Annotated in this window: 17 protein-coding genes; 8 read left to right on the forward strand and 9 right to left on the reverse strand. The window is 47.4% G+C overall.

The annotated features are described in order from the left end of the window. The first annotated feature begins 53 nt into the window (after positions 1 to 53). Entirely contained in the window at positions 54 to 806 is a 753-nt protein-coding gene (locus RA156_RS00985; RefSeq protein ID WP_306642064.1) for an ExbD/TolR family protein, read from the forward strand. On the opposite strand, the gene RA156_RS00990 is transcribed toward RA156_RS00985, so the two are convergent. Continuing rightward, positions 784 to 1,725 (reverse strand): NAD(P)-dependent oxidoreductase, encoded by a 942-nt coding sequence (locus RA156_RS00990; protein WP_306642066.1) that lies wholly within the window; start codon positions 1,723 to 1,725, stop codon positions 784 to 786. The two genes, RA156_RS00985 and RA156_RS00990, sit on opposite strands and share 23 nt — an antisense overlap. After that, positions 1,726 to 3,123 (reverse strand): magnesium transporter, encoded by a 1,398-nt coding sequence (gene mgtE, locus RA156_RS00995; protein WP_306642068.1) that lies wholly within the window; start codon positions 3,121 to 3,123, stop codon positions 1,726 to 1,728. A 44-nt stretch (positions 3,124 to 3,167) separates the two neighbouring features. Between mgtE and RA156_RS01000 the strand changes: the two genes are divergently transcribed. After that, positions 3,168 to 4,547 carry a YfcC family protein gene (locus RA156_RS01000; protein WP_306642069.1) on the forward strand — a complete coding sequence of 460 codons (1,380 nt, stop codon included), beginning with the start codon at positions 3,168 to 3,170 and terminating at the stop codon, positions 4,545 to 4,547. Here RA156_RS01000 and RA156_RS01005 read toward each other — a convergent pair whose 3' ends face one another. Continuing rightward, positions 4,548 to 5,021, reverse strand: coding sequence for a nucleoside deaminase (locus RA156_RS01005; RefSeq protein WP_306642070.1), 474 nt, complete (start codon positions 5,019 to 5,021; stop codon positions 4,548 to 4,550). 105 nt (positions 5,022 to 5,126) lie between these two features. Next, on the reverse strand, positions 5,127 to 6,173 hold the full coding sequence (locus RA156_RS01010) for a glycosyltransferase (protein WP_306642071.1): 1,047 nt from the start codon (positions 6,171 to 6,173) through the stop codon (positions 5,127 to 5,129). Positions 6,174 to 6,215: 42 nt separating this feature from the next. Here RA156_RS01010 and trmB point away from each other — a divergent pair, with 42 nt between their 5' ends. Both trmB and RA156_RS01020 read left to right on the forward strand, forming a co-directional pair. Beyond that, positions 6,216 to 6,899, forward strand: a complete 684-nt coding sequence (trmB, locus tag RA156_RS01015; RefSeq protein WP_306642072.1) for a tRNA (guanosine(46)-N7)-methyltransferase TrmB — start codon at positions 6,216 to 6,218, stop codon at positions 6,897 to 6,899. Beyond that, complete coding sequence (locus RA156_RS01020) at positions 6,899 to 7,234, forward strand: MGMT family protein (protein ID WP_306642073.1); 336 nt, start codon at positions 6,899 to 6,901, stop codon at positions 7,232 to 7,234. Before trmB ends, RA156_RS01020 begins: the two co-directional genes overlap by 1 nt. A 112-nt stretch (positions 7,235 to 7,346) precedes the next feature. On the opposite strand, the gene RA156_RS01025 is transcribed toward RA156_RS01020, so the two are convergent. Beyond that, on the reverse strand, positions 7,347 to 7,766 hold the full coding sequence (locus tag RA156_RS01025; protein WP_306642074.1) for a hypothetical protein: 420 nt from the start codon (positions 7,764 to 7,766) through the stop codon (positions 7,347 to 7,349). Between the two features lie 155 nt (positions 7,767 to 7,921). On the opposite strand from RA156_RS01025, the gene RA156_RS01030 reads away from it, so the two are divergent. Together RA156_RS01030 and RA156_RS01035 are read left to right on the forward strand one after the other, a co-directional pair. Beyond that, positions 7,922 to 9,052 carry an Mrp/NBP35 family ATP-binding protein gene (locus tag RA156_RS01030; protein WP_306642075.1) on the forward strand — a complete coding sequence of 377 codons (1,131 nt, stop codon included), beginning with the start codon at positions 7,922 to 7,924 and terminating at the stop codon, positions 9,050 to 9,052. Beyond that, positions 9,049 to 9,318 (forward strand): NifU family protein, encoded by a 270-nt coding sequence (locus tag RA156_RS01035; RefSeq protein ID WP_306642076.1) that lies wholly within the window; start codon positions 9,049 to 9,051, stop codon positions 9,316 to 9,318. The genes RA156_RS01030 and RA156_RS01035 overlap by 4 nt, the downstream gene beginning before the upstream one ends. On the opposite strand, the gene RA156_RS01040 is transcribed toward RA156_RS01035, so the two are convergent. Beyond that, entirely contained in the window at positions 9,299 to 10,072 is a 774-nt protein-coding gene (locus tag RA156_RS01040) for a DUF4328 domain-containing protein (protein WP_306642077.1), read from the reverse strand. The two genes, RA156_RS01035 and RA156_RS01040, sit on opposite strands and share 20 nt — an antisense overlap. Continuing rightward, positions 10,069 to 11,319: a T9SS type A sorting domain-containing protein gene (locus RA156_RS01045; RefSeq protein WP_306642078.1), complete on the reverse strand. Its 1,251-nt coding sequence runs from the start codon at positions 11,317 to 11,319 to the stop codon at positions 10,069 to 10,071. The genes RA156_RS01040 and RA156_RS01045 overlap by 4 nt, the downstream gene beginning before the upstream one ends. Positions 11,320 to 11,441: 122 nt before the next feature. Between RA156_RS01045 and RA156_RS01050 the strand changes: the two genes are divergently transcribed. Further along, complete coding sequence (locus RA156_RS01050; RefSeq protein WP_306642079.1) at positions 11,442 to 12,446, forward strand: NAD(P)/FAD-dependent oxidoreductase; 1,005 nt, start codon at positions 11,442 to 11,444, stop codon at positions 12,444 to 12,446. Between the two features lie 2 nt (positions 12,447 to 12,448). Next, positions 12,449 to 12,772 (forward strand): 2Fe-2S iron-sulfur cluster-binding protein, encoded by a 324-nt coding sequence (locus tag RA156_RS01055; RefSeq protein WP_306642080.1) that lies wholly within the window; start codon positions 12,449 to 12,451, stop codon positions 12,770 to 12,772. 131 nt (positions 12,773 to 12,903) lie between these two features. Here RA156_RS01055 and RA156_RS01060 read toward each other — a convergent pair whose 3' ends face one another. Both RA156_RS01060 and rfbB read right to left on the reverse strand, forming a co-directional pair. Next, positions 12,904 to 13,653, reverse strand: coding sequence for a tyrosine-protein phosphatase (locus tag RA156_RS01060; protein ID WP_306642081.1), 750 nt, complete (start codon positions 13,651 to 13,653; stop codon positions 12,904 to 12,906). Positions 13,654 to 13,672: 19 nt separating this feature from the next. Continuing rightward, entirely contained in the window at positions 13,673 to 14,734 is a 1,062-nt protein-coding gene (rfbB, locus tag RA156_RS01065; protein ID WP_306642082.1) for a dTDP-glucose 4,6-dehydratase, read from the reverse strand. Positions 14,735 to 14,737: the final 3 nt, after the last annotated feature.

The following is a 14,737-nucleotide window of genomic DNA, read 5'->3' on the forward strand; positions in this document are numbered from 1 at the left end:
CAATTGAATAAGGTGATGTTTGAAGGCGTTGAATAGGAAATACTAATTATCCTATGAAACGTACAGTTCCACAGATTGCAGCCTCCTCCATGGCTGACATCGCTTTCCTGCTACTCATCTTTTGGTTACTCTCTAGCACGCTCAATGGAGATGAGGGAATCAAACGATTTCTACCGCCCTTTTCAGATTCTCCGAGTCAAGCCGATCCAACTAATGATCGCAATGCATTGGTGGTGCTGAGCAACGCTTTTGACCAACTTTTGGTCGATGGAGAAGAACTCGATGTGAGCGAATTGAGAACACGCTGTGTTGAGTTTGTTGTTGCCAATGGTGATGGAGTTACTTCTCCAGTATTGGCTCCCATCGAGGGAGTGCCCGTTCGGGAAATGGTCAACGATCAGGTCATCCGGGAAAAGCGGACGAACTACCAGCTCCGATTGAATCAGGGAGAAATCTCTCAAGCTACCTTCAATGAAGCGATGGAGAAACTTGACCGTTGGGAGGCTGCAGTAGAAGAGTTGGGAAGGTTCTCAGCACTGCCCGGTAGCGCCGTCATCAGTGTGAATTGTGATCGCGCGACATCTTATGACCTCTACATCGCCATCCAGAATGAACTGGAGGCCGCGATTCGGGAACAACGTGACCGCATTGCCAAGGAGCGTTTTGAAATGACTTACACTGAAATGGAAGCAGAGTGGAAACGTCAGCCGGAGAATGAAGCGCTCGGTAGGCAAGTTATCGCTATTCGCGAAGTGTACCCTTACATCATTTCAGAGGCGCAGACTATGGCTGAGGGAACGCCTTGATGATTTTGTCTGCAAGAAAGCTGCTGAGCTTGACATAACTCTCATGTGTCCATCCGGCTACATGAGGTGATAGCACTACATTTTCGGCCTGAATAAGATAACGGAAGGCCTCCGGAAGCGCTTCGGCCGAAAGGCTCTCAAAGGAGCGCTTCTCGTATTCTAATACATCCAAACATGCTCCGGCGATCGTTTGATTACGAAGGCCTTCAACAAGTGCTTCCGTATCAACGTTTTTGCCGCGGGCAGTATTGATTAATATGAACGGACGAGCGCACGCTTCAATGAAGGCTGCATCAACATAATGATGCGTTTCTTCACTTTGTGGGAGATGGAGGCTGATGATGTCTGATTCAGCCTGGAGATAATCCAGCGAGACGTCTTCAACACCGGGGAATTCGACTTTTTTGTACTTGTCATAGGCAATGATACGGCATCGGAATCCTTGTAGTTTTTCCGCTAGCGCGGAACCCATTTTCCCGAATCCGATAATACCCACTGTTTTCTCCGCTAGTTCCCAACCGCGGTTTTCTTCTCTCCTCCAGATGCCTTGACGCACTTCGTTGTCGGCCCGCTTTAAATGATTAGCAAGCATGAGGAGCATACCGATGGCTTGCTCACCCACCGCGTCTCGATTTCCTTCAGGAGAATTGAACACTTGAATACCTCGCGATTCCGCGATAGCGAGATCAATATTTTCTAAACCAGCACCACTACGAGCAATAAACTTCAACTGTGAAGCAGCATCGAAGAAGCCCTGGTCAACGGGAATGCGACTGCGAATTACTACCCCTTGATAGGCAGGTAGCTTCTCGAGAATTTCATCATATGAACTAAAATGATCGTGCTCACAGATACATCCATGGGCGGTCAAACGCTGCTCAAGGATTTCATGGACCTGGTCAATAAATAGAACTCTCATTTAGAAAATGCCGCTGATGATGTTTCCGACAAGGAAGTAGATGATCAAACCGATAATATCATTGGCTGTGGTGATAAAGGGACCTGTAGCCAAGGCAGGATCAATCTTGTAGCGATCAAGTACGAGCGGAATGAATGTACCAAACAGAGCCGCGAAGATGATAACCGCCAACAAAGCGATACTCACCGTAAGACTCAACGCCAGACCGAAATTCAGGATGTAGCTAGCCAACAAAATGATGACTGCACAAATTAGTCCGTTCAACACACCAACGCCAAGTTCCTTTCCTAGTCGTTTGGCAATCTCATTGGTCTTGATGCTCTTGTTCGCCAAACCTTGCACAACGATGGCCGCTGATTGCACACCAACATTTCCTCCCATCGCCGCAATCAACGGGATGAACAAGGCCATTCCCGGATTCTTTTCGATATCAAATGCGCCAATGACATAGGCACCAGAGATTCCACCAGCCATACCGATCAACAACCATGGTAGGCGAGCGCGGGTGAGTTCCCAAATGCTATCATCTGATTCAACGTCTTCCGAGATACCAGAAGCGAGCTGGTAATCGCGATCACTCTCTTCACGAAGAACGTCCATGGCATCATCGAAGGTGATTCGACCCAACAACTGGTTCGCATCATTGACAACTGGTACAGCTGCCAAGTCATATTTCTCCATGGTGGTTACCACCGTATCGGCATCGTCTTCTACACCTACCGTTTTCAACTCTTTCGGGTTGTAGATGTCTCGAATCAATGATCGGGTAGAAGTAGAGCTGAACAGCAGCTTTTTCAACGAAAGCTTACCTAGAAGGGTGTCTTGGTCATCAACCACGTAGATCGTGTAGACGTTTTCAATGTCTTCAGCCTGCAATCGCATTTCGCGAATACACTGCGCCACATTCCAGTTCTGGTTGACTTTGACTAGCTCTTTCGCCATCAAGGCTCCAGCTGTACCTTCTTCGTAATTCAGAAGGTCAATCAAGTCGCTCGCCTGTTCTTCATCGTCAATGTGAGAAATAATCTCTTCAATCTTCTCTTCTGGAAGTTCAGAGATCATGTCTGCCGCGTCGTCAGAATCAATACGATCGATGATTTCTTGGGCAATTTCACGACTGGTAAGGGAGCCTAGAAGCTTCTCTCGCACATCTTCTTCAAGCTCGACAAGCATGTCAGCGGCGAGGTCTTTGTGAAGCAATTTGTAGATGTAAACCGCTTCATCATGCTTCACTTCATCGAAGATTTCAGCAAGGTCGGCAGGGTGGAGGTCAGCTACTTTCGCGCTGATCTCTGCGTCCTTACCTGCATGGATGTCGGCCTGCAGGTCCTGAATAAACTTCTTCGTAATTTCAAGCATAGCTCCTAATCGACAGCCAAATGTACGATAAAGAGTCATGGTGGTTTCGAGACTTTGTCTGATTCGATCACTATTTTGTGCCCATGAAGCGAACTCTCGATGCTCTTGTTATTGTGGCCATCATCATGGTCATGGCGATTGGATTGACTTGGATCATTCCCGCAGGTGAATTTGACCGTGCCGTTGAAATGGTCAACGGAAAAGAAAAGACCCTGGTTCAGGCTGGAACATATCATGATGTTGATCCGGCTCCGCAATCATTCTTTCGCTCTTTCACGGCGCCTCTCGAAGGGTTTGAGGCTGCTGCAGATATCATTGCCTTTGTTATTCTGGTCGGTGGTGCCTTCTCGATTTTGATGGCAACAGGAGCCATTGACTCAGCACTGCAAGGCGTTTTAAAGCGTGCCAAAGAAAAGCCTGGAAATTCTGTGATGTTGATTCCAGTGTTGATGGCGGTATTTGCGCTTGCTGGATATTCTTTCGGAATGAGCGAAGAGACCTTGGTTTTCGTTCTAATCACTCTCCCGCTAGCGCGGAATTTGGGATTCGACGCCTTCGTAGGAGTAGCAATACCTTTCATCGGCGCAGGTGTTGGTTTTGCTGGAGCAGCCTTCAATCCTTTCACTGTTGGAATCGCCCACGGAATCGCAGATGTTCAACTCTTCAGCGGTGCTGGATATCGAACCTTGGTTTGCGCGGCCTTCGTCATTGCCGCTTCTATTTATGTGATGCGCTATGCGCGGAAACTCATTGCGAATCCAGAGATGCGTTTCTTACCAGAACTCGACTTAGATGAAAAGGTGCCGGAAACGGGTGAGTTTAACGGACGAAGAAAACTGATCCTGTTTCTCTTCTTCCTTTCGTTAGTTGCGGTCATCGTCGGAGCTATTTGGCAAGGGTGGTACATCGCAGAAATCTCAGGACTATTTGTGGTGCTTGGACTTCTCTCGGCTATTGTAGGAAAGCTCGGTATGCAAGGCACAGTGAATGCATTCTACAAAGGGGCGAAAGAGATGTTGCCGGCAGCTCTTGTGATTGCTCTTTCGAAGAGTATTCTACTCATAGCGCAAGACGGTAAAATCATTGACACGATCCTTCATGCGATGTCAGGTGCGGTAGATGGACTTCCAAAGGTGGTGGCTGTTCAATTGATGTTCTTGGTACAGGGATTCATCAACTTCTTTATCCCAAGTGGTTCAGGTCAAGCAGCGATTACTATTCCGATTATGGCACCGCTAGGTGACTTGATTGGAATCAGTCGTCAAACATCAGTCCTCGCTTATCAATTCGGTGATGGGCTCTTTAACTTGATTATTCCGACCAGTGGTGTAACCATGGGGATCCTTAGTATCGCGAAGATTCCTTTCGGTCAGTGGCTGAAATGGATTTGGAAATTGATGGTAGTATTGATCTTACTTGCAATGGCCTTCTTGGCGCTGCCTATCGTTGCATTCGAGTGGTGATCAATTCAACCGCTGCTGTCGCTTCTTCTGAAAGAACTCTTTGAGAAGCTCAGCACACTCTTCTTCTAACACCCCACCTTTCACTGCGGTGCGAGGATGAAGCACATGTTCATCAGGCATTTTGCTCTGGAAACGCTGGTAGCCTCGTTTTTCGTCGTAAGCACCGAAAACAACACGTCCAATTCGCGTCCAAAAAGCAGCCCCGGCGCACATCGGACAAGGCTCAAGTGTCACATACAAGGTGCACTGATCGAGAAACTTTCCTCCAAGGAATTCTGAAGCTGCTGTGAAAGCCTGCATTTCAGCATGAGCAGTGAAGTCATGCAATCGTTCAGTCAAATTATGACCACGTGCAATTACTTGACCTTTCGCTACAATGATCGCACCCACCGGGATTTCATCCTGGTCCAAAGCCTTCTCCGCTTCGCGGATGGCCATACGCATGAATTGTTCGTCGTTTGGGGGAGTTAGCATGATTCAAAGGTAATCCAATTCTCTAGTCTAGAGACGAGGGTCTAACGTCGAGAGTCTAGCGTCGAGAGTCTAGGGTGACCCTAACTAAAGCCTAACGCCTATCGCCTAAAGCCTCTCGATAAAGTGGTCTAAGATTGCCGTCGCCACCGTATTCGCCGTCGCTACAGGTGGAGTTCCTGTAACAGTAGGTACTTGCTCGGCTTTCTCAAGTTGTTTTTGTTCCATGACCGTGAAGCCGAATTGCTCTGCCCAGTGATCTGCAAGAAATTCTTGTTCTGGTTGTCCTGGAGTTGGAATGATGACCGCCCTTTTTCCCAAGGTGGCGAGGTCCATGAGGCTGGAGTAGCCGCTTCTGCAGATGATGGTTTGGGCGCCGGAGAGCAGTTCTGCGAGCTGCTGTGGTTCGGGGTCGTGGATGATGGTGACGTTGTCTTTCACCTCGGTGCCTCCACCGGGTTTGCCTGTGACGATAACTGCTTCGCGAGTGTCAGCTTCAAACAATCTCACCATGGCCTCTTGCATTAACGTCCGGTGTGGTTCAGGGCCTGAAACCATTCCTAAAAGCTCTGTTGGTGCGGGTTCTTCAACTGACTTGAATTGCGAAAGTAGTCCAATGTATCTGCCTTTTCCCGTGGAGTCTGGGTGAGATAATTTTCCCGCTAGCGCGGAAGAGGAATCCAAGTCTGGAATCCATACCTCGTTGAAATTAGCGGTGAGGCGTTTGATGATGCGTTGCGCTGGTGAACGCATGATGGATGGAACCGGAAGATTCAGCTGATGTGAGATCAGTACCGAAGGACATTTTTCAGAAACGATTCCGTAGCAATTATCTGAGATGATTCCGCGCAGTGCAAGGTCTCGAACCATTTCTTGAGTCCATTCTTTTTCCGCAAGTGCACTCGCCAAAAAGGAAGGGGCCTGCTGCGCAATCTTCAGCGTATTGAAAAATTTCGAGTAGCGGATGGCTTTGCCTGGCTTCTCCAGAAATTCAAGGTCAGGAAAACGTTTAGCAAGCCATTCGAGGCTGCTACCGTTACCGGCGAGGAATACCTGAACATCATGCTCAATCAGCCGTTCGATCAACGGAACACTGCGTGTGGCATGTCCTAATCCCCAATCAAGCACCGCATACATCACTCGTTTCCGATACATGGACTCAAATTACACTAAATTTACCGGCTCAATTCTGTTCCAATGGGTAAAGGAAAGCTTAAGAAATGGAAAGAGAACGAGAAGTTCGATCATGTATTCGAACCTCCGTTGCAAGATGCTATCGACGGCAAACCCTTCATGAAAGGGGAGTGGCGCGATAAGGTATTTCAAAATGACCGTCCAATTCACCTCGAACTCGGATGCGGGAAAGGTGAATATACCGTTGGTCAGGCCCGCAAATACCCAGAGCAGAATTTCATCGGTGTAGATATCAAAGGACACCGTTTCTGGCGTGGAGCAAAGATTTCAGACCAGGAAGGCATGAATAATGTGGCTTTCTTGCGTACGAGACTCGAATTCATCAACTGCTTCTTTGACGAGAATGAAATTGATGGCGTTTGGCTCACCTTCTCTGATCCACAACCTAAAGACGAGAAAGGAACGAAGCGTATCACTGGACCATTGTTTGTTGAACGTTACAAGAAGTTCCTGAAGCCAGGTAGTTTCATCAACGTCAAGACCGATAGCGTTTTGCTCTATGAATGGACATTAGAGCAGTACCAAGAGAAGGGATACGACATCCTGTTGAACTCTGCTGATGTTTACGGTTCATTCATCAATGAAATCGACGAAGAGCTTGCGGAGCTTCTAAAGATTCGCACCTACTACGAAAGCATGTGGTTGGAGCAAGGGAAGAAGATTCACTTCATCCGAATCAAAGTATAATGGCTAAACAAAACGACTTCTTCGATTCGGTGTATCAAGTCGTTCGTCTAATCCCCAAAGGAAGAGTAACATCTTACGGGGCAATCGCAAAGTACCTCGGTGCTGCCCGATCTTCGCGCATGGTCGGTTATGCCATGAACGCGAGCTTCAATGAAATGCCACCTGTTCCAGCTCATCGCGTAGTCAATCGAAACGGTCAACTCTCAGGAAGAATGCACTTCGAACACCCGTTCAAGATGCAAGAACTCCTCGAAGCAGAGGGGATTCAAGTGGAGGATGATACGGTAGTTGGGTTTAAGGAGTTGTTTTGGGATCCGTTTACTCTTGAGGATTAATAAAGGCTAAATGGCTAAATGGCTAAATGGCGAAAAGGCTAAATGTTTGAATGCCCTTTCTGGTGCTATTCTATTCTCATTTTTATTCTCCCTTTCATTCTTCCTCTCATTCTTATTCTTCCTCTTCCTCTACTCGCCCTTTAAACCGCCAGGGTACGTTGTCTCCATTGCTCAGACGAAAGCCCATCATTTTGTTGAATGGAAGGCCTTCTCGGCCTTTGTGGTACCAACAGATTTTGAACTCGTAAATACTGTCTTTAACGAGTGGGCCTTTCGGGTAACCGCAAATGAAGTGAGGATCGTTGGTCATCGCCTTAGTGATGAAGACAGAGTCACTTTCTCCAATGTATTTGAAGTAGTGTTTACTGCGCGTTTGGATAGCGGGAACGTCACCTAGACGCTGTACGAAGGAGTCAGCTACGAGCACTCCAATGGTGTCTTGGAAGGTCATAGGGGTTTCTTGAAGCGCCGCAGGTCGCGTTCCGCCGTAGGCGAAAAAGAAGAGCGCAGGAATAATCAGCAATCGAATCATGGAACAAGCTAGCAGGGGGAGATGTTAATTGGGTTAAATGAAAAGTTAAGGCCGGCGTTCGGCGTCCGTTTTGCTTGGCGGCAGAAATGGTAGTGCTTGATGAATAAAATTTCGGAAGCCGGACGCCGGACGCCGGATACCCCTATCTTTGTACTATGCCCAAGAAAGAAGTCAATCGCGAGCATGTTTTGGAGGCACTTCAAAATGTGATCGAACCTGATCTGAAGAAAGACATTGTCACCTTGAATTTGGTGGAAGACCTGAAGATCGAAGGGAATAAGGTGACCTTCAATGTGAAGGTGAGCAACCCAGCTATGCACAGCCGCAAGCGCATGGAAGAAGCATGTGAATTTGCCATTCAGCGTGTGTTGGGCGACGATGTGGAGACAGATATTCGTGCTGTAGCACTTCCAAAACAGGAGCAGACAGCGGAAACACGTCGTACCCTACCAGGAGTGAAGCATATCATTGCCGTGGCTTCTGGTAAAGGTGGCGTTGGTAAGTCAACTGTTGCAGCGAACCTTGCAGCCGGCCTTGCAGCCAACGGATTCCAAGTGGGGTTGGTAGACGCAGATATTTACGGACCAAGCGCTCCGTTGATGTTTGACCTTGTGCATGACAAACCGAGAGCGGTTGAAGTAGGAGGGAAGCAGTATATCGAGCCACTTCGTAATTACGGTGTAAAGGTACTTTCCATTGGTTTCTTTGCTGATGTGTCACAAGCGATTGTGTGGCGAGGGGCGATGGCTACGAAGGCCTTGACGCAATTATTCAATGACGCGTATTGGGGTGATTTGGATTACATGATTGTTGATTTACCTCCAGGAACTGGTGATATCCACCTCTCTGTAGTGCAAGCTGTGCCTTTGACTGGGGCAGTCATTGTCAGCACGCCACAAGAAGTGGCCTTGGCTGATGCGCGCAAAGGGGTAAGTATGTTCCAACTTGATAGTATCAATGTTCCTGTGCTAGGGATCATCGAAAACATGTCGTTCTTCACTCCTCCGGAATTACCTGAAAAGAAGTACTACCTCTTTGGAGAGAATGGAGCGAAGCAGCTTTCAGAGCAATTGAATGTTCCTTTCTTGGGAGAACTGCCAATTGTACAAAGCATTCGTGAAGCAGGTGATGTTGGGCGTCCAGCAGTGCTGCAAGAGGGCACCATTGCCAGCGAAGCTTTCCAGGGAATTATCAGTAACTTTGTTAAGTCAGTTGATGACCGCGTAAGCAACCTTCCGCCAAGTCAAACTGTTGATGTCAAAATGCAATATCCTAACCAGGGATGAAAGACCTAAAAGAAAAGATCGAACACTCGCTTGAAGAACTTCGTCCATTCCTTCGTGGAGATGGAGGAGATATCTCACTCGTTGAAGTCACAGACGACCTTCGCGTACTAGTAGAGCTTCATGGTGCCTGTTCGAACTGTTCAATGAGCATGATGACGATGAAGGCAGGAGTTGAGGAGGCAATCCGATCAGTTGCTCCAGAAGTGAAGTCGGTAGAAGCGATCAACCTGCCAGATCCTGAGACGGCTACACCGTTTGGGAAGTAAGTCGCTCACGATCCTGTTCCCAAAGCATCTTTTCTAGTCCTGAGACTTTATTGACCACCATTCCGGCGGCGATACATCCGAATAGACCTTGAATTACTGAGGATATTATCCCGAGTATGGAGAGGGTTTTAAGACGGTTGTAATAGACGTCTTCGTAAATCCAGATGGGCGACTCCATGTCAATGCCGACGTAGGTGATGTATATGCTGTAGGCTACAATAGAAGAGACCAGGATTGACCCGCCTATGTACACTACCCACCATAAGGTGATCACAGCGTCGGATTCTTTGAGGCGTTCATTGATATTCAGGTTGTCTTGAGTTTCCTTCCAGATTCTTCTCATCAAGAGATAGGGAAGAAAAAGATTGAGGATAGGAACAAACCAAGACCATGCGCAAGCAGCATTCGTGTATGGAAGTGTAGACTGTGCGACTTGCTCAATGTTGTAATAAGCTCGCCTCATCCACATAATCCAGAATACGATGAGTAGAATCGATGCAATCATAGACAAAGGACTTGTCAGAAGATCAATCGCATTCCACAACTCGGCATTACTGTTTTCAGCATAGCGCTGAGAGAATTCACTTATGTTCTCAGATTCAGAAAGAGCAATGTACTCTGCCACTCCCGGTAACAGCGCAACAAGCTGCAGCGCCCCGTAGACATACAGAACAGTAATTACCGATTTCGCACGCTGGGCGTTTTCCCGAAGTCTTTTTTCTTGGAACCCATCGTCAATGATTTCTAAACTCACTGAATAATCACCTTGCGATGGATAGCTTGATCATCTGCAACAACCACAAAAGTGTAGGTTCCAGCAGGGAGGCCACTCAGTTCTTTCGTGAGAATCGCGCGATCAATGCGCTGCTCATCAACCAACTGACCGAGGTTGTTATAGATCTGGAGGTTCTTCCCTTCCAAGCCTGGTACTTCGATGTTGACGATGTCATTTACCGGATTCGGAAATACTCGGAATGAGTATTGGTTAGTGATCTCTTGCACATTCACGCCTCCAGTTAACTCACGGTATTCACAGTTCAATTCAAATTGTGGACAAGCTAAGTGTCCTAAGAAGCTCGCTGTGAATGAGCGTGTAGTGTCATAGTACGCCTCATTTTCTACGTGCGGAACGTGTCCTTGACCTTCATAGATTTCAAAGCAGTGGAGGAGTCCTTTTTCTTCTGCCGCTTCATGCACAGATGAACTACCATCAACTTCTACTACGTCGATGGCTCCGAATAGCTGAAGTACGTCGCTTCCGAATGGCACAACTGTATCACCCGTTCCGTGAAGACTCAATACTGGAACATCATTCTGGTCGATGTATGCAGTGTCAGCCAATGCTCCTGCGATATTCACGATACCATGGATCTCAGAAGAGTATCCTTCGTTTCCACTTTCTCCTTCAACGCCTCCACCGAGACCAGGCAAGGTCTGATCCACAACTGCTGGGATTTCAGAAACGTCGTCTAGGTAAGCGTTGTGAAGCGCCACGAATCCACCGGCACTCACACCTAACATGTAGATGCGGTCTGGGTCAATACCATATTGATTTCCATTTTCTGCTACGTCTTTGCGGAAGTAACGAACCGCTGCTTTGCCATCGTGGAAACCACGAACTACAGCACTCGTTGCACTGATTTCAATATCTTGAAGCAAGCTGATTCCCAAACGGTAGTTGATCGAAGCAACTACGTAGCCCATTTTTGTGAGGTCTTCACTAATTGGAACGACATCCACTTCGTCTTTGCTACCAGCAATGAAAGACCCACCGTGCACCACGATAACGAGGGGGCGAAGCGCTTCTGTATCACCGTTTGGAGTGTAGACATCCAATAGGAGTTCTTGGCTAACGCCGGTACTATTGATGTTTTCACCGTAAACAATGTCTTCTACTTCTGTAAATTCTTCAAATACAAAGTTGAAGTAACGATCGCCGTCACATTGTCCGTAAGTCAAGGCTGGCGCAAGGAATAGCGCAAAGAGGAATAGTTTTCTCATGGTCGTGTTCTCGTGAGGTGGTAAGATACAACTTCGAACATTAACACGCTCGACTTGTTCCACTGACGCAAGTCAACTCATGGCACGTCCATTTTGAGTAAGTTTGCCCAAATTTTGAGAGAATGATCGAAACAGATATCCTGATCATTGGTGCAGGTCCAGTAGGACTGTTCACGGTGTTCGAAGCGGGATTGCTGAAATTGCGTTGTCATTTGATTGACGCACTACCACAACCAGGTGGACAATGTGCTGAGATCTATCCGAAGAAACCTATCTACGATATTCCTGCGTTCCCGGAAGTATTGGCCGGCGACCTTGTAGATAACCTCATGAGACAAATTGAACCGTTCAAGCCAGGGTTTACCCTCGGAGAGCGGGCAGATCAAATTGAAGAAACAGAGGATGGCCACTTCATCGTGACAACGAATCGTGGAACAGTTCACAAGGCTCCAGTAATTGCTATTGCAGCAGGACTTGGAAGCTTTGAGCCACGTAAACCACCTGTTCCAAACCTTGCTGATTTCGAGGATAAAGGAGTAGAGTACATCATCAAGGATCCTAACTTCTACAAAGGAAAGAAGGTGGTGATCTCTGGAGGTGGAGATTCAGCTCTTGACTGGACGATCTTCTTAGCTGAAGGTGTTGCATCTGAAGTAACGATGATTCACCGACGCAACTCATTCCGTGGTCACCCTGATAGCGTGCAGAAAGTTCTTGATATGGCTGGTGCTGGCAAGATCAATCTGATGACTGAAGCAGAGGTAGTTGGTATCGATGGAGATGCTCACGTGGAAGGTGTTGTTGTGAAGACGAAAGAAGGTGAGAAGAAGATTGGTACTGATCACTGGGTTCCTTTGTTCGGGCTATCGCCGAAACTAGGTCCGATTGCCGACTGGAAGTTGAACATCTCTAAAAATGCCATCGAGGTGAATACCTTCGATTACAGCACGAACGTTCCTGGAATCTACGCGATTGGAGACATCAATACTTACCCAGGTAAGTTGAAGTTGATCCTGTGTGGTTTCCACGAGGCGACGTTGATGGTGCAGTCTGCATTCAAGCGTATCTACCCAGATAAGAACTACGTACTGAAGTACACTACCGTAAACGGTGTTAACGGATTCTAGATATGAGTATCATCAAAGTAACGGTCGTCGATCGTGACGGCACATCTCATGAGCTAGAAGCCCCAACAGATATGGGAATGAACATGATGGAGTTGTGCAAAAGCTACGAACTCCCGGTAGAAGGAACATGCGGCGGAATGGCCATGTGTGCTTCTTGCCACATGTACATCCAGTCTGATCACGAACTTCCTGAAATGTCTGAAGATGAAGAAGCCATGCTAGATTCAGCATTCTTCGTTGAAGACAATAGCCGCTTAGGATGTCAAATCCATCTTGCAGATGATATGGATGGGTTGACGGTGAAGTTGGCGGAGGTAGGAGACTAGGAATCTAGGCCTAAGGCATATGGCTTAAGGCTTATGTTTGGTTCTGGTTATTGCTCTTGTGATACGTAATTGACTGTTATGACCGAACGTATTGCAGAGGCTTCGTTCAACATTCCAGGTTCCACATTCTTCTAGAGAAGGGTGCTGTTTTTCAGCTTTCCACTTGCCATGACATCATGAATTGATGGTAGACGGCGTGCTTGGTCTAGAAGGTCTAAGTGCCCGTGATGGTGGCAATCTGTGGAAATGAAGTCAACGAGGTTTTCTTTGACCATCCATTCAGCGGCTTTTTGGACTCCTGGGGAGTAAGTGCCTGTGAATGAACCAATGTTCACTTGGAGCAGGATGTCACGGTCTGCGAGGTCTCTGATCTTCTGTGGCTCTTTATGCCAGTATGGGTAACGTTCTGGGTGAGCTAAGATTGGTCTGTAGCCTGCCATTTGAAGCTTGAAGAGGGTGCTTTTGAGCATGTCTGGCTCAGCCATGAATGGGAGCTCGAAAAGGACGTTTTTATTCCCAAAAGTCAATACATCTTCTGCTTCGATGAGTTTGTCGAAATGCTCATCGAGATAGTATTCAGCCGCCGCGTCAAGTTCAAGGTTGATTTCAGCTTTAGCAGCATGTTCTTTAACACGTTCTAGTCCGCTGCGAATGATGGCGCTGGTGTTGCGATAGTAATCACTCATGATATGCGGAGTAGTGATCACTTTCTTGTAGCCCGCTTTTTCAAATCGACGAAGTAAGTCGAGCGTAGTGCGCATGTCAGGTGACCCATCATCAATACCAGGGATGAGGTGTGAGTGCATATCTACCTTGAGCGGGGAAAGATCGATCGGCTCCAGCACTTTGTTCTTCCGGAATAGTTTCGTGAAGATCGACATGTTGTAAAGATAGCCTACTCTAGCGATTCAAGTAGTGACGCTCGTAGTATTCTTGATAAGATCCTGAAGTAACTTCCTCTAACCAAGCCTGGTTGTTGAGGTACCACTCCGCTGTTTTTCGCAACCCTTCTTCAAAAGTCAATGAAGGTCTCCAGCCGAGTTCGGTAGCTAGCTTGGTCGCATCAATAGCGTAACGCAAGTCGTGTCCGGCGCGGTCTTTCACAAAGGTGATCAACTGTTCCGCGCTAGCGTCAGGACGACCTAACAGCGTGTCCATTACCTTGCAAAGAAGCTTCACTAGGTCAATGTTTCGCCACTCATTCTCACCGCCGATGCAGTAGGTTTCGCCCTCGATTCCCTTGTGGAAAATAACATCAATGGCGGAAGCGTGATCTTCAACGAAAAGCCAATCGCGAACATTGATACCCTCACCATAAACAGGAAGCGGTTTTTCTTGAATGATATTGCGAATCATCAATGGAATCAGCTTCTCAGGAAACTGATGGCTTCCGTAGTTATTCGAGCAATTCGAAATCACCACTGGCAAGCCGTAGGTGTGGTGGTAGGCGCTTACAAGGTGGTCTGAGGAAGCCTTCGAAGCTGAGTAAGGGCTACGAGGATCATACGCTGTAGTCTCAGTAAAGAAACCTTCAGCTCCCAATGAACCAAATACTTCATCGGTAGAAACGTGGTGGAATCGCTTGCCCTCGAAGTTGTCTTTCCAGTGCTGGCGACAAGCATTCATGAGTACTCCTGTTCCGAGTACGTTGGTGCGAATGAAGGCCAAAGGATCTTCAATACTGCGGTCAACGTGGCTTTCAGCAGCTAAATGGATGATGCCGTCAGGTACATACTTGTCAAAAGCTTCGTTGACATCGGAAGGAGAGGTTATGTCTCCTTTGAAGAAGATGTAATTCTCCTTCGATTCAATGTCGTGAAGGTTCGCAAGATTCCCCGCATAGGTAAGCGCGTCAAAATTGACAAAACGCGTTTGCGGGTACTTGTTGACCATCAAACGCAGCAGATGGGACCCAATAAACCCGGCACCGCCGGTGATGAGGATCGTGCGTTCAAAAGTCATATG

Origin of the sequence: Sanyastnella coralliicola (assembly GCF_030845195.1) — a bacterium.
Classification (GTDB): domain Bacteria; phylum Bacteroidota; class Bacteroidia; order Flavobacteriales_D; family Sanyastnellaceae; genus Sanyastnella; species Sanyastnella coralliicola.